This is a genomic window from Streptomyces sp. WM6386 (genome assembly GCF_000972385.1).
Classification (GTDB): domain Bacteria; phylum Actinomycetota; class Actinomycetes; order Streptomycetales; family Streptomycetaceae; genus Streptomyces.
Window position 1 is genome coordinate 63,721 of sequence record NZ_JXTE01000026.1, and the last position, 19,734, is coordinate 83,454.

Here is a 19,734-nt window from a genome sequence, read left to right on the forward strand (position 1 = left end):
TGCCTGAATTTCGTAACGGCTACCAAGAGCCCAAGCTCAGGGCAGAGATCGGTAGAGATCGGCAGAGATCGGCAGAGATCGGTGGAGACCGGCGGAGATCGGCGGGTCAGCCCGCCGTCGCGTCGCACTCCTGTCCGCGCAACGCCCTTGCCAGGTCGTCCCTCGCCTCCAGCACCAGACGGCGAAGGGCCGGGGCGGCTTCCTCGTGCTCCGCCAGCCACGCGTCCGTCGCCTCCACCGTCGCCTGCGACTGCTGCAGCGACGGGAACAGGCCGCCGACCACGTCCATGGCGATCTGGATCGAGCGGTCCGTCCACACCCGCTCGATCACCTCGAAGTACTTCGACGCGTACGGCGCCAGCAACTCCCGCTGCGAGGACTGGTTCCAGCCCGAGATCGTCGCCCCGACCAGTGCGTTCGAGAGGGCGTCGGACTCCACCACCTGCGCCCACGCCTGCGCCTTCACCGCAGCCGACGGGCGGGCCGCCAGACAGCGGACCTGGTGGCGCTTGCCCGACGCCGTGTCGTCGCGGGCCAGTTCGGCCGCGAGCGCCGACTCGTCCGCCACCCCGTGCGCGGCCAGCGGCTCCAGGAACGCCCAGCGCAGCTCCTGGTCCACCTCCAGGCCGTCGATCTTCGCCGTTCCCTCCAGCAGACCCTGGAGCAGCTGGAGATCCGCCGCGCCCGACGCCACCGTCGCGAAGAACCGCGCCCACGCCAACTGGTGCTCGCTGCCCGGCTCCGCCAGCCGCAGCTCCTTCAGCGCGCCCTCGGCCAGCAGCCGCCCGCCCGTCGGAGCCCACTGCGGGGCCACGTAGTTGACCAGCGAGGAGTTCGCCCACGCGTGCAGCATCTGCAGCACACCGATGTCCGACTCCCGGCCCGCGAACCGCAGCACCAGGTCCACGAAGTCCCGGGCGGGCAGCAGCGCGTCCCTCGTCATGTTCCACAGCGCCGACCAGCACAGGGCGCGGGCGAGCGGGTCGGTGATGTCCCCCAGATGTGCCTTGAGGGTCTCCAGGGATCCCACGTCGAACCGCGTCTTGCAGTACGTCAGGTCGTCGTCGTTGACCAGCACGAGCTCCGGCGCCTGCGCGCCCGCCAGTTCCGGTACGACCGTCCTCGGACCCTCCACGTCCACCTCGACGCGTGCGTACCGCTCGACCACCCCGTCGGCGCCCTTGCGGTACAGGCCCACCGCCACCCGGTGCGGGCGCAGTTCGGGGTGCGACTCGGCGGCCTCCTGGACCACCGCCAGCTCGTCCACCAGGCCCTCGGGGTTCAGCAGCACCTGCGGGGTCAGTGAGTTGACCCCGGCCGTCTGGAGCCACGACCGCGACCAGGCCGCCATGTCCCGGCCGCTGGTCTCCTCCAGGACCGACAGCAGGTCACCGAGGCGCGTGTTGCCGTACGCGTTCCGCTTGAAGTAGCGCCGCGCGCCCTCCAGGAACGCGTCCTGGCCGACGTACGCCACGAGCTGCTTCAGTACGGAGGCGCCCTTGGCGTAGGTGATGCCGTCGAAGTTGAGCTTGGCGTCCTGGAGATCGCGGATGTCCGCCGTGATCGGATGCGTCGACGGGAGCTGGTCGGCGCGGTACGCCCAGGCCTTGCGGCGGTTGGCGAAGGTGATCCAGGCGTCCTCGAACCGGGTCGCGCCGACGTTCGCGAACGTGCCCATGAAGTCCGCGAAGGACTCCTTCAGCCACAGGTCGTCCCACCAGACCATGGTGACGAGGTCGCCGAACCACATGTGGGCCATCTCGTGGAGGATGACGTTGGCCCGCGCCTCGTAGGACGCCCGCGTCACCTTCCCGCGGAAGATGTACTCCTCGCGGAAGGTCACCAGGCCCGGGTTCTCCATCGCGCCCAGGTTGTACTCGGGCACGAACGCCTGGTCGTACTTCCCGAAGGGGTACGGGTAGTCGAAGTGCTCGTGAAAGAAGTCCAGGCCCTGCTTGGTGATCAGGAAGACGTCGTCGGCGTCGAAGTGCTTCGCCAGTCCCTTGCGGCACAGGGCGCCGAGGGGGATCTCCAGCGTCGTACCGTCGCCCAGATCGCGGGAGTAGGAGTCCGTCACATAGTGGTACGGACCCGCCACCACACAGGTGATGTACGTCGAGATCGGCTTCGTCTCCGCGAAGCGCCAGACACCCTCGGACAGCTCCCCGACCCCGTTGCTCCACACCGTCCAGGCCTCCGGCGCCCGTACCTCGAAGCGGAACGGGGCCTTGAGGTCCGGCTGCTCGAAGCCCGCGAAGACGCGGCGGGAGTCGGCCGGCTCGTACTGGGTGTAGAGGTAGACCTCGCCGTCCTCGGGGTCGACGAAGCGGTGCAGGCCCTCGCCGGTGCGGGAGTAGGCGCACTGGGCGTCGACGATCAGCTCGTTGTCGGCGGCCAGGTCCTCCAGGGCGATCCGGGAGCCGTCGAAGACCTCGCTCGGGTCCAGATCCTTGCCGTTGAGTGAGACGGCCGTCACACTCGGGGCGATCAGGTCCGCGAAGCTGGAAGCGCCGGGCTCGCTGCACCGGAAGCGGATCGTGGTCACGGACCGGAAGGTGCGCGGCGCCTCGTCCCCGCCGACCACGGCGGAGCGGATGTCGAGGGACACGTCGTACCCGTCGACGGACAGCAGGGCGGCCCGCTCCCGGGCCTCGTCGCGGGACAGATTCTCACCGGGCACGGGCGGCACTCCCTCGGGCGGTGTTCAGTATGCGGACAGCACCGATCCTGCCATGTGCCCCTGACGCGCGGCAGCAGGGAATGACGGGCGGCTTCGGCGAACGACGGGCGGCTGCGGGGAATGGCGCGGGGTGCGGTCGGTGTTCCCTCTTTCAATCGAACACTTTCCTTAGGAGACGCATGTCCGAGACCGGCTCCACCAAGACGCCCGTCGACTTCTGGTTCGACCCGCTGTGCCCCTGGGCCTGGATGACCTCCCGCTGGGTCCTCGAAGTGGAGAAGGTCCGGGACATCGAGGTGCGCTGGCACATCATGAGCCTGGCCGTCCTCAACGAGCCGAAGATCGACGAGCTGCCCGAGGAGTACCGCGAGCTGTTGGAGACCAAGGCCTGGCAGCCGATCCGGGTGGTCACCGCGGCCTGGCAGAAGCACGGCTCCGACATCCTCGGCCCGCTGTACACCGCGCTCGGCACCCGTATCCACAACGAGGACCAGGGCCCGACGCGCGAGGCCGTCGAAGGCGCCCTGGCGGACGTCGGCCTGCCCGCCGACCTGATCGAGTACTTCGACCAGAAGGACTTCGAGTTCGACGCCGAGCTGCGCGCCTCCCACAAGGAGGGCATCGACAAGGTCGGCCAGGAGGTCGGCACCCCGGTCATCGCCGTCCCGGGCCCCGACGGCGAGCAGATCGCCTTCTTCGGCCCGGTCGTCACCCCGGCCCCCAAGGGCGACGACGCGGCGAGGCTCTGGGACGGCACGCTCGCGGTCGCGTCGGTGCCGGGCTTCTACGAGATCAAGCGCACGCGGACCAAGGGCCCGGACTTCAGCAACCTGTAGGGATCACTCCTTGGGGTCGGCGGCCGAGATCTGGAGTTCCTCCGGGAGCAGGTCGCCGTCTCCCTGGTTGTGCACGGGCTGGTACCACCGACAGCCCTGCGCGGTGCAACGCCACAGGTCGGTCCTGCCGCGGTGCTTCTCCCTGGCCTTCGCCCTCTCCCCGGAGTCGAGCATCCGGTACACCTGGTTGTACTTCTTGCAGCCGGGACAGTACTTGTTCTTGAAGAACATCAACCCCTCCTCGCGATCACCGCCAGATCCGGGAAGTCCGTCACCACCGCGTCGACTCCCAGCCCGTAGTACAGCGCGTACTCGGCGAACGCGTCCCCGAAATCGTTCGCTCCGCTTCCGCGCCGGAAGGCCGCGGGCAGGAACTGGTTCTCCGCGCGGAAGGTGTACGGCCCCACCCTCAGCCCCGCCGCGTGCGCGTCCGCCAGCAGCGTCGAGGCGGCGACCGACGACTTGTCCGGTCCGATCCATGCCGCGTACCGCGCGATCCGCGCCAGCCCCGCCGGGGTCATCATGTCCGCGTACGTCGTCGGATCACCGGCCGAGACCAGGTCGTAGGGCCCTCCCGTCGTCCCCAGCGCCTGCCACAGCGGCACGCCGAGCCCCGTCATCCGCTGCAGGCTCGTCGGCTCGAAGGACTGGACGACGCACTCGCGCGGCCCGAGGCGGTTGCGGCGGATCAGATCCGTCAGCCGCGGCTCCAACTCCAGGCCGATCGAGCGGAAGTACGTCGGATGCTTGGTCTCGGGGAAGACGGCGATCGTGCGGCCGGACGACCGCGACAGCCTCCGCGCCAGATCCACCACCTCCTGGAAGGTGAGGATCCGCTCCCGGCCGTCGAAGACCGTGTTGCGATTGCGGACCAGGGGCAGACGTTCCACCGCCCGCAGCGTCCTCAGCTCCGCCAGCGTGAAGTCCTCGGTGAACCAGCCGGTCACCGACCGCCCGTCCACCGTCTTCGTCGTACGACGGTCCCCGAACTCCGGGTGTGCCGCCACGTCCGTCGTCTGCGAGATCTCGTTCTCGTGCCGGACCACCAGCACATGGTCCTTCGTCGGCACCAGGTCCGGTTCGATCCAGTCGGCGCCGGCCTGGACGGCGTACGTGTAGGAGGCGGCGGTGTGTTCGGGGCGCCAGCCGGCGGCTCCCCGGTGTCCGATCACCAGGGGCCGCCCCCTTTCGGGAACCGCCGCGTGTGCGGGCACGGCCGCGGCCACCGGGGTGGCGGCGGCCGCGAGCAGGAGGGAACGGCGTCTCGGGTTCACTCAAGTACCTTTTCTGTTGAGGGAGTTGTCCTTGCCGCGGAAGCGCACCTCGGCGAGCCGGTTCAGATGCTCGGCGTAGCCCTTCGCGTAGTACGACGCCCGCCTCCCGTCCGGCTCGACAACCGCCGTCGGCCGTGTCCACGTCTCCGCGTCCAGCGGGATCCCGTACCGCTCGGCCGCCGCGAGCACCGCGCCCCGCGCGCCGACCTCGCCCTCGACCACGCGCAGGGGCCGCCCGAGGACATCGGCGAGCAACTGCATCCAGGCGGGGCTGCGGGTGCCGCCGCCGCACACCGCGAGCGAACCCTCCAGACCCGCGGCCTCCAGACAGTGCCGGGCGGCGAAACCGATGCCCTCGCAGGTCGCGCGGATCAGATCGGCCCGCGTCGACTCCAGGGACACACCCCTGAGCTCGGCGCGCAACCCGGGTTCGACGAAGGGGGCGCGCTCGCCGGAGGGGGCGAAGTACGGCAGGACGCTGACACCGTTCGCGCCGGGCGGGGTCTCGGCCAGCAGGCCGTCCACCTCGTCGTGGCGCACGCCCGTCGTCGACAGCACCCAGTCCAGGGCCGCCGTTCCGACCATCGCCGGCATGGCGCGCAGCCAGTGGTCGGCGCGGTCGGTGGAGATGTACAGGCCTGCCGGTTCGCCGGACAGGTCCAGGTCGTCGGTGGCGACGAGGCCGGCGAGGCAGGTGCCGACGATCAGGAGACCGTCACCAGGCGCGGTCACACCGGCGCCGAGCGCGCAGGCGGGGAGGTCGTAGGGCCCGTTGGCGATACGGGTGCCGGGGGGCAGGCCCGCGCCTTCGGTCCCGGCCGTCGCCACCGGGTCGCTGACCGGGGCCAGCAGTCTGCGCCGATGGGTGAGCCCCAGCAACTCCACCACGACGTTGTCGTACGACCGTGTCCTCGGGTCCAGGAACGGCATCGACGCGTCCGACACGTCCGTCATCGCCCGTGCCGAGCCCGTCAGGCGCTGGAACACCATGTCCTTGCAGTAGACGGCCGCCGTCGCCGCGTCCAACGACTTCGGCTCATGGCTGTCCAGCCACGCGAGCAGCGGCCCCGGACACCCCGGGAACATGGCACTCCCGGTCCGCCGGAACACCGCCTCGACGGTGCCGTTCGCCAGCCACTCGTCGACCAGCGCGTGGGCCCGCCCGTCCATCCAGGAGGCCGCCCGGCGTACCGGGCGCCCCTCCGCGTCCACCAGCCACACCCCGTCGCCCTGCCCGGTGAGCCCGGCCAGCTCCACGGGCCCGGGCACGCGCGAGGTCACCTCCTCCAGGACGGCGACGACCGCCCCGTACACCTCGTCCATGTCCTGCTCGACGAAACCGCCGTGCAGCGCGAGGCCCACCGGGCGTGCGGCGACGGCCAGTTCACGTCCCGAGCCGTCGAAGGCGGCGGCCTTCACCATGGACGTGCCCACATCGATTCCCACGTACATGAGCGCCTCCTCGTGCCTCAGGTCAGACAGTGCGCCGGCGGTTCCCCGCGCAGCCAGCGGCCCACTTCCTCCGCGGCGATCCGTGCCGCCTTCTCCGCCACCGCGCGCGAGGCCCCGCCCAGATGCGGGGTCATCACCACCTGTTCCGCCAGCCCCAGCAGCCGTGAGTCCGCCGGCACCGGTTCCCTCGCGTACGTGTCCAGCGCCGCCGCCGACAACCGTCCGCTCTGCAGCGCGTCGCACAGTGCCTCCTCGTCCAGGAGGGGGCCGCGGGCCGCGTTGACCACGACCGCGCCCGGCGGGAGCAGGGCCAGTTCACGGGCGCCGATCAGGCCCCGGGTCTCCTCGGTCAGACGGGCGTGCAGGGTGATCACGCGGGACCTGCGCAGGAGTTCGTCGAGGGACGCCACCCGCAGGCCGTGGATCTCGCCGCGGACGTAGGGGTCGTGGACCATGACCTGCGCACCGAAGGCACAGAGCACCCGGGCGACCCGGCTGCCCACCGCGCCGTAGCCGACGAGCCCGACGGGGAGGTCCTCCAGTTCCAGTCCGCTGTTCTCGTAGGTGTAGTACGTAGATCCCTCCCAACTCCCTTGTCCCGCAAGGAGGTTGTGGGCCTGGGGGATACGGCGCAGAGCGGCCAGCAGCAGGCCCACGGTGAACTCCGCGGTGGCGGCGGCGTTGCGCCCGGGGGTGAAGCAGACGCGGACGTCGTGCGCCTTGGCCGCCTCCAGGTTGACGTTCACCGGACCGCCCCGGCAGACGACCACCAGGCGCAGCGAGGGCGAGGCGGCCAGGACCCGTTCGGTGACCGGGCCCATCTGCGTGACCAGCACCTCCGCACCGGACAGTGCCTCGATCAGCTCCACCTCGGCGTCGCTCGCCTCCATGACCTCCGCGACCGGCCCGAACGGCTCCCGAGGCCAGCCGAGCGTCAACTCACGTACCTCCACGGACTGTTCGACGACCTCGTCGGCCACCGCGCGGGCGATCAGGCCCGGCAGGACGAAGTGGTCGCCGGCTGCCGTGATCCGCAGGATCTCGCTCATCGCAGGGAGTCTCCCGTCTCGGCGTCGAAGACATGGGTGAGGTCCGGGTCGGCGGTGACGCGGACGTCGTCGCCGTGGGCCAGCCGCACCTCCGGGTCGGTGAGGACGACCAGCTCCACGTCCTCCAGGGCCAGCGTCGCGATGCCCGACTCCAGAAGGGGCTCGTGGGCCACGACCCGCGCGGACAGGCCCTCGCCCCCGGACAGCCGCAGATCCTCCGGACGGATCCCGACCACCACCTCCCGGCCCGCCGCCACCGGTACCGGGAGCGCGATCCGCACCGACTCCGACAGACGGGCCCGGCCGTCGTCGGTCGCGATGCCCTTGAGCAGGTTGATCGCGGGTTCGCCGACGAAGTCGGCCACGAAGACGTTGGCGGGGCTGTCGTAGATCTCGTACGGCGTGCCCAGCTGCTGGATCACACCGTCCCTCATCACGGCGATCCGGTCGGCGAGGGAGAGCGCCTCCTCCTGGTCGTGGGTGACGAGGATGGTCGTATGGCCCAGGTCCCGTTGGATGCGCTTGAGTTCGCGGCGCGTGGTGTCGCGCTGGGCAGCGTCCAGATGGGAGAGCGGTTCGTCCAGGAGCAGGACGTCCGGTTCGCGGATCAGGGCGCGGGCGAGGGACACGCGCTGCTTCTGGCCGCTGGACAGGCCCGCCGGGCGGGCGTCGAGAAGGCCGGTCAGACCGACCCGTTCGGCGATGTCCGCCACCTTCCGGGAGACGTCCCCGCGGGCGGCGCGGCGCCGCGCCTTCAGCCCGAACGCCAGGTTCTCCGCCACCGTCAGCGGCGGATACAGCGCGTAGTTCTCGAAGGCGACGCCCATGTTGCGGGCCTGCGCGGGGCTCTGGATCACCGACCGCCCGTCCACCAGGATGTCCCCGCCGGTGACCGTCTCCAGACCGGCGATCATCCGCAGCGTGGTGGACTTGCCGCACCCGGACGGGCCCAGCAGCCCGAGCAACTCCCCCGACCGCAGGGCGAGATCGATGCCCCGTACGGCGTCCACGGCCGGGCGTCCCCGTGAACGGTACGTCTTGCGCAGCTCACGTAGCTCCAGCTGGGTCATCGCCGCCCCTCGTCGCGTTCGTCGCACAGACCTCGTACCGGACCTTGTGCTCGTCCAGGTCCCGCAGCGCGTCCGCAGGCGCCCCGTCGTCGACCAGTACCAGGTCGAAGCGGGAGAGGGGGGCGACGCGGTGCAGGGCGGTCCGGGAGAGCTTGGTGTGGTCGATCAGCAGGACGTTGCGGGCGGCCGAGTCGAGCATCGCCCGCTTCACCGACACGATGTGCTGCTCCTGGTGGTAGGCGTACCCCCCGTGCACGGCCGACGTGGACGCGAAGCAGACGTCCACGCGCAGGGACTGGACCGCCTCGACGCAGGAGACGCCGAGGAAGGAGGAGTGCAGGGGGTCGTAGTCGCCGCCGAGGGCCATCAGATGGATGCCGCGCTGGTCGGACAGGAGGTTGAGCGCCTCCAGGAAGTTGGTGACGACGGTGAGCGGGGTGATCTCGCCCAGGCGGAGTCTGCGGGCTATCTCCAGGGTGGAGGTGGAGTCGTCCAGCATGATCGCCATGCCGGGCTCGATGAGCCCCAGCGCGTGGTCGGCGACGGCGGCCTTCTCCGCCCGCATGGCCTTCAGGCGGTACTGCACGTTGGACTCGAAGACCCCGGACGGCTGAGCGGTAACGCCACCCCTGAACTTCCGTACGATTCCCTGCCGTTCGAGCTCGTCGAGGTCCCGGTGGATCGTCATCAGGCTCACCCCGAACCGCTCGGCGAGCTCCGCCGCGGTCGCCGAGCCGTCGGCGAGGACCTGCTCGGCCATGGCGGACTGGCGGGCCGCGGGGCCCTGCTGTGTGTTGCCGGCACTCATCGTTTCCCGATCCGTCGTCCTGGGCGCTCCGGCCGGTCGGCCTCGAACAGCAGCAGGTTCTCAGGCCGGACCGTCAGCCGCACCGGATCGTCGGGACGCAGCCCGGTGGTGTCGGCCCGGGGCGCCACCAGGGACACGTGCTGCTCGCCGAGGCGCACGGTGACCTCGACGGCCCGGCCGAGAACCTCGGTGACGTAGACGGTGCCGGTGAGTTCGAGGCCCTGGCCGTTCAGGGCGATGTCCCTGGGGCGGACACCGACGAGGACAGCCGTCCCCGCCGGGGCCTTCACCGACAGCGGCAGCTCGACCTTCCCGTCCGCCGACCGGAAACCCCCGTCCTCGGTCACGGTCCCCGGCAGCAGATTGATCCGTGGCCGCCCGAACGCCCGCGCCACCTCCGTGTCGTGGGGTCGGTACCAGATCTCCTCCCGCGTCCCCGTCTGCACGATCCGCCCCTCCCGGATCACCCCGATCCGGTCCCCGAGCGCCAGGGCTTCGACGGAGTCATGGGTGACGTACAGGGTCGTCGTGCGCTGTACCGCCCCGATCGCCTTCAGTTCGGCCCGCATCTGCTGGCGGAGTTTGGCGTCGAGGTGGCTGAGTGGCTCATCCAACAGGAAGGCGCGTGCGGGCCGGACCAGCACGCGACCGAGGGCCACGCGTTGCCGCTGACCATTGGACAACTGGCCGACTGGCCGATCCAGTAGCCCACTGATGCCGAGGAGTTCAGCGATCGCGCCGATCCGCTCGCGGGCCTCGGCGGCCGGAAGGCGGTGCCGGGGCGAGCGGAGCGGGGAGGCGAGGTTGTCGTACGCCGACCTGTGCGGATAGAGGGCGTAGCTCTCGAAGCACATCGCGACGCCACGGTCGTACGGCTCGACGTCGCGCATGTCCTTGCCGTCGATCTCGACCGTCCCGGCGTCGGGGAGCTCCAACCCCGCCACGGTCTTCAACGTCGTCGTCTTACCCGCCCCCGACGGACCGAGCAGACAGAAGAACTCGCCCTCCTGGACCTCCAGTTCGAGCCCGTCGAGGGCCGTGACCCTGCCGTACGTCTTTCTGATCCCGCGCAGCCCGATCACGATTTCACCGCCCCGAACGACAGCCCCCGCACCAGATACCGCTGGATGGTCAGGGCGAGCAGCAGCGGCGGTACGACGGAGACCAGGGCTGCCGCTGCCGTGAGGTTGTACTTGGGACGGTCGCCGCCGAGGAAGGACAGCGCGCCGACGGTCACGGTCTGGGCCTCGTTGGAGGTGAGGATGAGAGGGAAGACGAAGTTGTTCCAGGCGAAGATGAAGGCGAGCAGCGACACGGCCGCCACCCCCGGCTTGACCAGGGGGAGGGCCACCTTGAAGAAGGCCTGTTTGCGGGTGTAGCCGTCCAGCAGGGCCGCCTGCTCCAGCTCCGGGGTCAGATCGGCGAAGTAGGACCGCATGATCCACACGATCAGCGGCAGGGTGACCAGCTGGAGCACCCAGATCATGCCGACGTACGTGTCGAAGAGCCCGAGCTTCTGGTACAGCACGAACAGCGGGATGATCACGGTCAGTTCGGGGGCGAACCGGAACGACAGCAGGGTGAACATCAGGTTCTCCGAGCCCTTGAACCGCCATCGCGCCGACGCGTACGCCGCCGGCAGTCCGACCAGCAGCGACAGCAGCACCGCCCCCAGCGACACCACCAGACTGTTGACGAAGAACCGCACGAACGGGATGCCCTCGCTGTCACCGAGGACCGTGCGGTAGCCGTCGAGGGTGGGGGAGAAGGAGAAGTAGGTGCTGAAGAGCTCGTTCGTGGGCTTCAGCGACAGGATCAGCATCCAGGCGATCGGGAAGAGCGCGAAGACGAAGTAGAGGATGAGGGCGGCATCCGCCAGCCAGCCCGACAGTCGCTTGCGCACGGTCATTTGTGAGCCTCCGCCGCCTTGTGCTGGATCTTCCCGAGATGGCGTACGAGCACCATCGCGGCCAGGTACACCACGGCCCACAGCACGATCGTGTAGCTGATCCCGAAGGAGTACCGCTGGAAGCGGATCGCCTCCAGATACGCCCTGATCTGCAGGACGACCGTCGAGTCGCCCGGGCCGCCCTCGGTGAGGGCGTAGATGATGTCGAACACCTTCAGCGAGTCCATGAACCGGAAGATCACCGCGACGAGGACGTACGGCCACAGCATCGGCAGGGTCAGCCGCCGGAAGGTGTACCACCAGCTCGCGCCGTCGACGGCCGCCGCCTCGAAGGGGGACGTCGGCAGCGACCGCAGTCCGGCGAGGGCGAGGATCGCGACGAACGGTGTGTAGACCCAGACGTCGACGGCGATCGACGACAGCAGTGCGCCGGTCGGGGTGTCCGTCCACTGAACTCCCCCCAGGCCGAAGGGTTTCAGCAGGTAGTTGATCACCCCCACCGACGGTTGCAGCATCAGCTTCCAGATGATCGCCGCGATCACGGGGGCGATCATCAGGGGCAGGATCAGGATCTTCTCCAGCACCCGGCCGACGATCGACGAGCGGTGCAGCAGCAGGGCGACGGCGACCCCGAGGAACGTCTCGGCGGCGGCCGCGCCGACCGCGTACAGCACCGTCACCCAGGCCGAGTTCCAGAAGGCGTCCTGGGTGAAGACGGTCTGGTAGTTCTCGAACCGCACCATGTCGGGCTGGGGTTTGCTCGCCGAGAAGTCGAAGAGCGTGTAGTACAGCCCGAGTCCGAAGGGATAGAGGATCCCGCAGGTCAGGAGCAGGGCGGGGACGATCAGAACGTACGGGCGCAGGGCGAGCCGCATGGCTAGTCCACCTTGTCGGCGAGGTCGCCCGCCAGACCGTTCAGCACCGACTCGGCGCTCTTGCCGCCGTAGATCTCCTGGAGGGCCGCGGCCCAGCTGGTGGTGGCGTCGAAGAACTGCGCCTGCGGAGTGAACTGGATCTTCGTCTGGTCGACCACGGTCTCGAAGGTCTCGATGAAGCCGGGCAGGCCCTTCATCTTGTCCTTGTACGCGGCGGCGTCGGCGACCGACTTCCGTACCGGATCGATGTGGTTGTGCGTGATCGCGCTCCTGCGCAGGTGTTCCTTGCCGGTGGCCCACTGGAGGAAGAGCCAACTGGCGCTCTTCTTCTTGCTCTTGGCGTTCATGCCGAGCGACCAGATCCACATGTTGGTGGCGAGGGAGCCGTCCGGCCCCTTCGGCCCCGGATGGAAGGCGATCTTCCCGGAGGCCGGGCCGGCGCCCTTCACGGCCTGGAAGTACGCGGCCGTGTCCGCGTCGAAGAGCATCCCGGCCTTCTTCGCGCCGAGGTCGCTGGAGCACTGGTACCAGGTGTAGGACGTCCAGGACGGCGGACCACCCTGCTTGACCATGCCGGCCCAGTCCTCGGTGAACGCGATCGCCTCCGGGGTGTTCATGGCGGGTGTGAGCTTCTCACCGCTGACCGTGAAGTCGCGCAGGCCGTTGCGGGCGTACATGGTCATGAAGCCCGGGTGGATGGTGGCCCAGCTGCGGGAGCCGCGGACGGCGATCCCGTACATGCCGTCGAACCCGGCGCCGGGCGCCTTGTCCTTGATGACCCCCGCGATCTCGCGCAACTCCTCGAAGGTCTCGGCCGGTCGGAGGCCGAGCTTCCTGAACACCTCGGTGTTGTAGGCGACGACGTTCGTCTCCCACCCCCACGGCAGCGCGTACTGCCCGCCCTGCCCGAGCGGAGCACCGGCCTTCAGCGACCACTGGTCGGCCTGGAGCAGGTTGGGGAAGAAGTCCGCCTGGTCCCATTCGGCGCCGGTGGCCGCGGAGTTGCGCATCCAGGGCCCGAGATCCTCCAGCCAGCCCGGTGGCCCGTACTGCCACACCATGTACGCGCCGAGCATGAAGACGTCGTAGGAGGCGCGGCCGCTGGAGAGATCCACGGTGAGCTTGTCGAAGTAGTTGTCCTCGGGGAAGACGTCGTACTCGACCTTGATGCCGGTCTTCTCGGTGAAGGCCTTGAGGTCGGCGATGAGCGCGTCCGTGTAAGGGTGCTTGTTGAGCAGCGCCTTGACGGTCGTGCCCTTCTCGCGCTTCCAGTCGAAGGAGCCGGTGACGTCGTCCGCGGCCGAGCCGTCCCCCTTGTCCTCGTCCCCGCCGAAACCGGCACCGCAGGCGGACAGGACGGGGGCGGCGGCCAGGGCGGCGCCGAGCGCGAGGAAACGTCGGCGGTCGTGCGCGTGCGTGTCCATCCGTGACCTCCAGGTGGGGCTGGGTCCGGTGCATGGGGCGCTGCGTCTACCCGGGGGACAACCCCCGGACCCCCGGCAGAAAGGCCGGTCGGTCGGCAGGCCCCGCGTCGGCAGCGTGCGGCAAGCCGTGGCTAACACGTCGAGTTGACTCGATAACAGAGGGTGTAACGGCGGAAGATGGCCGTCAATCCCTCGCGCACGGGTAAATCTCAGGGCAGAGTGAGAAGTTCACGGTGTGCGATGTGCGGGAGGCCGGGATGTCGCAGGAGGCATGGCTCGGGATCGACCTCGGTACGCAGAGCGTGCGGGTCCTGGTCGTCGGCGCCGGCGGTGCGGTCCTGGGCAGCGGTACGGCCCCGCTGGAAGGGCGGCGCGACGGGCCGCGGCACGAGCAGGATCCGGGGGAGTGGTGGGCGGCGGTGCGCTCGGCGTCCGGTGCGGCGCTCGGGAACGGCTCTTGGCGCATCGCGGGCCTCGCGGTGTGCGGCACCTCCGGGACCGTACTGCTGACGGACCCCGCCGGACGGCCCGTGACGCCCGCGCTGATGTACGACGACGGCCGGGCCTGGGCCGAGGCGGAGCGGCTGCGGTCGGCGGGCCTCGCGGTGCAGAACACCTGGGGGCTGCCGAAGGCGCTGTGGCTGGCCCGCATCCATGGGCGGGGAACCGTCGCCCACCAGCCCGACCTCATCACCGCCCGCCTGATCGGCCACCCCGTTCCCACCGACTCCAGTCACGCCCTCAAGACGGCCTACGACGTGACGGCCGACGCCTGGCCCGACGTCCCCGGCGCCCCCGGACTGCCGGACGTGGTCCGCCCCGGCTCCCTGCTCGGCGAGGTCTGTCCGGCCGCCGCGGAGGCCACCGGCATCCCCGCCGGCACCCCCGTGATCGCCGGTATGACCGACGGTTGCGCGGCCCAGATCGCGTCCGGCGCTCTGCGCGAGGGCTCCTGGAACTCCGTGCTGGGCACCACCCTCGTCCTCAAGGGCGCCTCCGCCGTCCCCGTCCACGATCCCACCGGAATCGTCTACAACCACCGTGCGCCGGACGGGAGTTGGCTGCCAGGGGGCGCCTCCAGCGTGGGCGCAGGTGTGCTCACGGCGGCGTTCGTGGGGGCGGATCCGGCGGCGATGGACGAGCGGGCCGCGGCGCACGAGCCGGCCGGTGCGATCGCCTACCCCCTCGTCTCCCCGGGCGAGCGCTTCCCCTTCCTGGCCCCGCAGGCCACCGCCCTGGTCCTCGGCGAACCCGCGGGCGACGCAGACCTGTGGGCCGCCCTCCTCCAGGGCGTCGCCTTCGCGGAACGCCTCTGCCTGGACTACCTCCACCACCTCGGCGCCCCCCTCGACGGCCCCCTCGCCTTCACCGGCGGCGGCGCCCGCAGCCCGTACTGGAACCAGCTCCGCGCCGACGTCCTGGGCCGACCGGCCCGGATCCCGGAACAGACCGAACCGGCCCTGGGAATGGCGGTGCTGGCGGCCCACGGCGTCACCGGCGAGGCGCTGCCGGACATCGCCGAGGGCATGGTCCGCATCCGTACGGTCGTGGAACCACGCCCCGACCGCACGGCCCTGTTCGCGGAGCCGTACGCCCGGCTCGTGAGCGAACTGACCGCCCGCGGCTGGCTCCCGGAACCCGTCGCGGCACACGCGCACAGCCGCCTCACCCTGGATACTGCGGACTCATGAGCACGACCCTGCTGCTGGCCCGCCACGGCCAGACCGTCTGGCACGCCGAGAACCGCTACGCGGGTGTGAGCGACGTGGCCCTCACCGACGAGGGCCGGGCGCAGGCCGCGGCGCTGGGCCGGTGGGCCGCCGCGCACCCGGTCGACGCGATCTGGACGTCCCCGGTCTCCCGGGCCGTCATCACGGCACAGCCCGCCTGCGACGCCCTCGGCCTCACCCCGTACCGCGAACCCGGCCTGCGCGAATGCGACTTCGGGGTGGTGGAAGGCCGTACCCTCGCCGAGTTCGCGGCACAGGACCCGAAGGCGGCGGAGGCGTTCCGCGCCGACCCGGTGGCGCACCCGTTCCCCGGCGCCGAGAACCCTGTGGAGGCCGGCGCCCGGGGAGCGGTCGCCCTGCGCCGCATCGCGGCCGCTCACTCGGGCGGACGTGTCCTGGTCGTCGCCCACAACACCCTGTTCCGTCTGGTGCTGTGCGAACTGCTGCACATCCCCTTGAGCGACTACCGGAGGGTGTTCCCTCGGCTACGCAACGCGGCGGTCACCGAACTCCGTGTGACCAGCGACGATTCCACCGCACTTCTCTCCCTCAATGTGCCGTGCGAGCAGGGCGAGCCGTAGCACCATGGGCCCATGACGGAGATCGACACCTCGGTGCCCCACTCGGCCCGCATCTGGAACTACTGGCTGGGCGGCAAGGACAACTACCCCGTGGACGAGGCGGCCGGCGATGCCTACACCGCCGTCTTCCCCGGCATCGTCACCATCGCCCGCAGCAGCCGCGCCTTCCTCGGCCGCAGCATCCGGTACCTGGTGGAGGAGGCGGGCGTACGCCAGTTCCTGGACGTCGGCACCGGGCTCCCCACCGTCGACAACACCCACGAGGTCGCCCAGCGCAGCGCCCCCGAGTCGAAGATCGTCTACGTCGACAACGACCCGCTCGTCCTCGCCCACGCCCGCGCCCTGCTCACCTCGACTCCGCAGGGCGTGACGGCGTACGAGGACCTGAGCCTGTACGACCCCCAGCGCATCCTGGAGGCGGCGGCCAGGACCCTCGACCTCACCCGGCCGACGGCCCTGATCATGAGCGGCATCCTCGGCCACGTCACCGACTACGACCAGGCCCGCGACCTCGTCACCCGCCTCCTGGCCGGCCTCCCCTCGGGCAGTTACCTCTCGCTCAACGAAGGTTCCAGAGGCACCGACCCGGACTACGAACACGCCCAGGACGCCTACAACGAGACCGGCGCCGTCCCGTACTTCCTGCGCCCGGTCGAGCAGATCACCGGGTACTTCGAGGGTCTGCAGCTGGTGGACCCGGGCATCGTGTCCGTGCCCCTGTGGCGCCCGGACACGGACGCGACTCCCACGCCGATCGGCCAGCACGGCGGTGTGGGCCGCAAGCCCTGACCCGAGGTGCGCCAGGAAGCCCCCGCGAGTCACGTCCTCGCGGGGGCTTCCGTCATTCCGCCTGCCGGTGAAGGTTGAGAAGACGATCACGAGGCAGGACGACTGTCACGCGTCATACGCGCTTCACGGAGCCGGCAGCAGCACATCCGCGCGGGACTTCGCGGCCTCGTAACGCCGGGCCACGTCCTGCCAGTTGACGACGGCCCACATCGCCTCGATGAAGTCGACCTTCTGGTTCTTGTACTGGAGGTAGAAGGCGTGCTCCCAGGCGTCGAAGACGAGGATCGGCACCGAGCCCTGCCCGAGGTTGCCCTGGTGGTCGTAGACCTGCTCGACGATCAGGCGGCCGCTGAGCGGCTCGTAGGCGAGCACGCCCCACCCCGAACCCTGCGTCGTCGCGGACGCCTTGGTCAGCTGGGCCTTGAATCCGGCGAAGGATCCGAACGACTCGGTGATGGCGTCCGCGAGGTCACCCACACCGTCCGCGGCCAGCGGCTCACCGCCGCCGTCACCGGTCATGTTGTGCCAGTAGATCGAGTGCAGGATGTGCCCGGACAGATGGAACGCCAGGTTCTTCTCCAGCCCGTTGATCGCCCCCCACGACTCCTTGTCCCGCGCCTCCGCCAGCTGCTCCAGCGTGTCGTTCGCACCCTTCACATACGCCGCGTGGTGCTTGTCGTGGTGGAGCTCGATGATCTCGGGGCTGATCACGGGGGCGAGTGCGGCGTAGTCGTAGGGCAGTTCAGGAAGCGTGTAGACGGGCATGAAGGGGTCCCCTCAAAAACTTGTTGCAACTAGCTTGCAATAACAAGCTAGCAGCAAAAAGCCCCCGTGTGATCGACACGGGGGCATGTGGCCGGTCGGGGCGTCAGCTCGCCGTGGCGCGCCTGCGCTGCCAGGTGTAGCCGACCGCCGCCAGGAACAGCGTCATCCCACCCGTGAAGTACAGCTGCACCCGCGTGTCCGCCTCCCGGGCCATCAGCACGAAGATCGCCACCATCCCCGCCATGGCGACCCACGTCAGCACCGGGAACGCCCACATCCGCACGGTCAGCCGCTCCGGCGCCTCGCGCTCCAGCCGCCCCCGCAGACGCAGCTGGGAGACCGCGATGAAGCCCCACACGACCAGGATCACCGCACCGATCATGTTGAGGAGCCAGGAGAAGACGTCGTCCGGGCGCCAGTAGCTGAGCAGCACACAGACGAAACCGAAGACGCAGGAGACCAGCACCGCGATACGGGGGACCCCGGACGACACCCTGCCCAGCGCCTTCGGGCCCTGGCCGCGCGCGACCAGGGAGTAGGCGATGCGCGAGGAGCCGTAGATGTTGGCGTTCATCGCGGAGAGCAGCGCCACGAGGACGACCACGTTCATCAGCCGGCCGGCCCCGGGGATGCCGAGCGAGTCGAGGGCGGCGACGTAGGGACCCTTCTCGACGACCGCGGCCGAGTCCCACGGGACCAGCGCGACGATGACCGCCATCGAGCCGATGTAGAAGAGCGCGATGCGCCACATGGCGGTACGGACCGCGCTCGCCACACCCTTGACCGGGTTCTCGGACTCCGCCGCCGCGATGGTGACCGTCTCCAGACCGCCGTACGCGAAGACCGAGGCGAGGATGCCGATGACCAGCCCCTCGCTGCCGTTCGGCAGGAAGTCGGAGAGGTTCGACGCATCCGGCGAGTCCGTACCCGGAAGCACGCCCGTGATCGCCAGGACGCCCAGCACAAGGAACAGGCTGATCGCGCCCACCTTCAGCGCCGCGAACCAGAACTCGAACTCACCGAAGTTCTTCACGGAGGCGAGGTTCGTCGCGCAGAACACGACCATGAACAGCGCCACCCAGGCCCACTCCGGCGTCCCCGGCAGCCAGCCCGTCACGATCTTCGCCGCGCCGATGCCCTCCAGGCCCACGGCCGTGCAGAGCAGGATCCAGAAGGACCATCCGGCGGTGAAGCCGGCCCAGGGTCCGATCGCGCGCTCGGCGTGCGCGGAGAAGGAACCCGAGGAGGGATACGCGGCCGACATCTCGCCGAGCATCCGCATCACCAGCATCACGAGGAGACCGGAGAGGACATAGGCGACGACGATCGAGGGCCCGGCGGCGGCGATACCCGCGCCGGAGCCCACGAACAGACCCGCGCCGATGACACCACCGAGGGCGATCATCGACAGATGGCGCTGCTTGAGGCCGTGGGAGAGGGAGACGTCCGGCTCTTGTGAAGCCTCGACGGAGGTGGTGCTGGGCATGGGCGCGATTCGTCCAGTGCGTGAGACGGGCAAAAACGCCCACAGTCTGGGCGGCCGCTCCGGTCACAAGGAGAGGCCGCCCAGTATCCGGACGCGTCAGGTACGGACCGTGATCACACCGCCACGCTGGTGTAGTGCGACGCGTCCCCCTCCACCGAGTAGCTCTCCTTGCCCTCGACTCCGACCGGGATGTCACCGGCGACGGTCACCCGGTGCAGACGGCGTGCCTGCCGGTCGTAGTTGTCGACGGCGTAGTGCTGGGTGATGCGGTTGTCGAAGAGCACGAGCTGGTTCTCGGACCAGCGGTGGCGCAGGATGTGCTCCGGCTTGGTCACATACGACTGGAGCAGGTCGAGCAGCGTGCGGGACTCGCCCACCGACAGGCCCACGATCCGCTGGGCGAACCCGCCGATGAACAGCCCGCGTTCGCCGGTCAGCGGGTGGACGCGGACCACGGGGTGGGCGGTGCGGTACTTGATCGAGGTGAACCGGGCGCGCTGGGCGGCCTTCACCTCGTCGATGTCCTCTGCCGGGACCGCGTAGTCGTAGTCGTTGGTGTGCTCGGCCCACAGGGTGTCGGCCAGCTGCCGCAGCGGCTCCGGCAGGCTGCGGTAGGCGGCCGCCGAACTGGCGATCAGGGTCTCGCCGCCGTACGGCGGGAGCGTGATGCTGCGCAGTGTGCTGGCCTGCGGCGGGTTGAGGACGAAGGTGACATCCGTGTGCCAGTGGTTGGCGCTGCCCTGCTCGCTGTCGACGGGCAGCACGTTCGCCGCGCCGTCGACGGCGGGCACGGTCGGGTGGGCGGTGGTGAGGTCGCCGAAGTGACCGGCGAAGGCCTGCTGGCCCTCGTCGTCCAGGTTCACCTCGTCGAAGACGAGCGCCTTGTGGGCGTTCAGCGCCTCGCGCAGGGCGGTGACCGTCTCCTCGTCGAGCGGCTTGGCGATGTCTACGCCGGAGATGCGGGCGCCGATGTGGGCGGTGACCTTGGTGATCTCGATGCTCATGG

Annotated in this window: 18 protein-coding genes; 4 read left to right on the top strand and 14 right to left on the bottom strand. The window is 70.0% G+C overall.

Going from position 1 to position 19,734, the window contains the following annotated elements; all coding sequences use genetic code 11:
• Nucleotides 1-106: 106 nt before the first annotated feature.
• On the bottom strand, nt 107-2,680 hold the full coding sequence (pepN, locus tag TN53_RS18210) for an aminopeptidase N (protein WP_046259581.1): 2,574 nt from the start codon (nt 2,678-2,680) through the stop codon (nt 107-109).
• 179 nt (nt 2,681-2,859) lie between these two features.
• On the opposite strand from pepN, the gene TN53_RS18215 reads away from it, so the two are divergent.
• Nucleotides 2,860-3,516 (top strand): DsbA family protein, encoded by a 657-nt coding sequence (locus TN53_RS18215; RefSeq protein WP_046259582.1) that lies wholly within the window; start codon nt 2,860-2,862, stop codon nt 3,514-3,516.
• A 3-nt stretch (nt 3,517-3,519) separates the two neighbouring features.
• On the opposite strand, the gene TN53_RS18220 is transcribed toward TN53_RS18215, so the two are convergent.
• The 10 genes from TN53_RS18220 to TN53_RS18265 are packed head-to-tail and all read right to left on the bottom strand — an operon-like array spanning nt 3,520 to nt 13,377.
• On the bottom strand, nt 3,520-3,747 hold the full coding sequence (locus tag TN53_RS18220) for a hypothetical protein (protein ID WP_046259583.1): 228 nt from the start codon (nt 3,745-3,747) through the stop codon (nt 3,520-3,522).
• Nucleotides 3,747-4,790 carry a glycerophosphodiester phosphodiesterase family protein gene (locus TN53_RS18225; protein WP_046259584.1) on the bottom strand — a complete coding sequence of 348 codons (1,044 nt, stop codon included), beginning with the start codon at nt 4,788-4,790 and terminating at the stop codon, nt 3,747-3,749. The genes TN53_RS18220 and TN53_RS18225 overlap by 1 nt, the downstream gene beginning before the upstream one ends.
• Nucleotides 4,791-6,242, bottom strand: coding sequence for an FGGY-family carbohydrate kinase (locus TN53_RS18230; protein WP_046259585.1), 1,452 nt, complete (start codon nt 6,240-6,242; stop codon nt 4,791-4,793).
• A gap of 17 nt (nt 6,243-6,259) precedes the next feature.
• Nucleotides 6,260-7,291 carry a 2-hydroxyacid dehydrogenase gene (locus tag TN53_RS18235; RefSeq protein ID WP_046259586.1) on the bottom strand — a complete coding sequence of 344 codons (1,032 nt, stop codon included), beginning with the start codon at nt 7,289-7,291 and terminating at the stop codon, nt 6,260-6,262.
• Nucleotides 7,288-8,361, bottom strand: a complete 1,074-nt coding sequence (locus tag TN53_RS18240) for an ABC transporter ATP-binding protein (protein ID WP_046259587.1) — start codon at nt 8,359-8,361, stop codon at nt 7,288-7,290. Before TN53_RS18240 ends, TN53_RS18235 begins: the two co-directional genes overlap by 4 nt.
• Entirely contained in the window at nt 8,339-9,169 is an 831-nt protein-coding gene (locus TN53_RS18245; protein ID WP_046259588.1) for a DeoR/GlpR family DNA-binding transcription regulator, read from the bottom strand. Before TN53_RS18245 ends, TN53_RS18240 begins: the two co-directional genes overlap by 23 nt.
• A complete protein-coding gene (locus TN53_RS18250) occupies nt 9,166-10,251 on the bottom strand; it encodes an ABC transporter ATP-binding protein (protein WP_046259589.1) in 1,086 nt (361 codons plus the stop codon). The genes TN53_RS18245 and TN53_RS18250 overlap by 4 nt, the downstream gene beginning before the upstream one ends.
• Nucleotides 10,248-11,078: a carbohydrate ABC transporter permease gene (locus TN53_RS18255; protein ID WP_046259590.1), complete on the bottom strand. Its 831-nt coding sequence runs from the start codon at nt 11,076-11,078 to the stop codon at nt 10,248-10,250. The genes TN53_RS18250 and TN53_RS18255 overlap by 4 nt, the downstream gene beginning before the upstream one ends.
• A complete protein-coding gene (locus tag TN53_RS18260) occupies nt 11,075-11,953 on the bottom strand; it encodes a carbohydrate ABC transporter permease (RefSeq protein ID WP_046259591.1) in 879 nt (292 codons plus the stop codon). The genes TN53_RS18255 and TN53_RS18260 overlap by 4 nt, the downstream gene beginning before the upstream one ends.
• 2 nt (nt 11,954-11,955) lie before the next feature.
• On the bottom strand, nt 11,956-13,377 hold the full coding sequence (locus TN53_RS18265; protein ID WP_046259592.1) for an ABC transporter substrate-binding protein: 1,422 nt from the start codon (nt 13,375-13,377) through the stop codon (nt 11,956-11,958).
• A gap of 257 nt (nt 13,378-13,634) precedes the next feature.
• Here TN53_RS18265 and TN53_RS18270 point away from each other — a divergent pair, with 257 nt between their 5' ends.
• From TN53_RS18270 to TN53_RS18280, 3 genes are read left to right on the top strand one after another with little or no spacing between them, the layout of a single operon-like run.
• Nucleotides 13,635-15,068 (top strand): FGGY-family carbohydrate kinase, encoded by a 1,434-nt coding sequence (locus TN53_RS18270; protein ID WP_046259593.1) that lies wholly within the window; start codon nt 13,635-13,637, stop codon nt 15,066-15,068.
• Complete coding sequence (locus TN53_RS18275) at nt 15,065-15,688, top strand: histidine phosphatase family protein (protein ID WP_046259594.1); 624 nt, start codon at nt 15,065-15,067, stop codon at nt 15,686-15,688. The genes TN53_RS18270 and TN53_RS18275 overlap by 4 nt, the downstream gene beginning before the upstream one ends.
• A gap of 12 nt (nt 15,689-15,700) precedes the next feature.
• Nucleotides 15,701-16,477 carry an SAM-dependent methyltransferase gene (locus tag TN53_RS18280; RefSeq protein ID WP_046259595.1) on the top strand — a complete coding sequence of 259 codons (777 nt, stop codon included), beginning with the start codon at nt 15,701-15,703 and terminating at the stop codon, nt 16,475-16,477.
• Nucleotides 16,478-16,600: 123 nt separating this feature from the next.
• Here the strand turns inward: TN53_RS18280 and TN53_RS18285 are convergent, their stop codons facing one another.
• From TN53_RS18285 to TN53_RS18295, 3 genes are all read right to left on the bottom strand, one after another.
• Nucleotides 16,601-17,242 carry a superoxide dismutase gene (locus TN53_RS18285; protein ID WP_046259596.1) on the bottom strand — a complete coding sequence of 214 codons (642 nt, stop codon included), beginning with the start codon at nt 17,240-17,242 and terminating at the stop codon, nt 16,601-16,603.
• A 103-nt stretch (nt 17,243-17,345) separates the two neighbouring features.
• On the bottom strand, nt 17,346-18,728 hold the full coding sequence (locus TN53_RS18290) for an amino acid permease (protein WP_046259597.1): 1,383 nt from the start codon (nt 18,726-18,728) through the stop codon (nt 17,346-17,348).
• Nucleotides 18,729-18,841: 113 nt separating this feature from the next.
• Nucleotides 18,842-19,732 carry a TauD/TfdA dioxygenase family protein gene (locus TN53_RS18295; protein ID WP_046259598.1) on the bottom strand — a complete coding sequence of 297 codons (891 nt, stop codon included), beginning with the start codon at nt 19,730-19,732 and terminating at the stop codon, nt 18,842-18,844.
• Between the last annotated feature and the right edge of the window lie 2 nt (nt 19,733-19,734).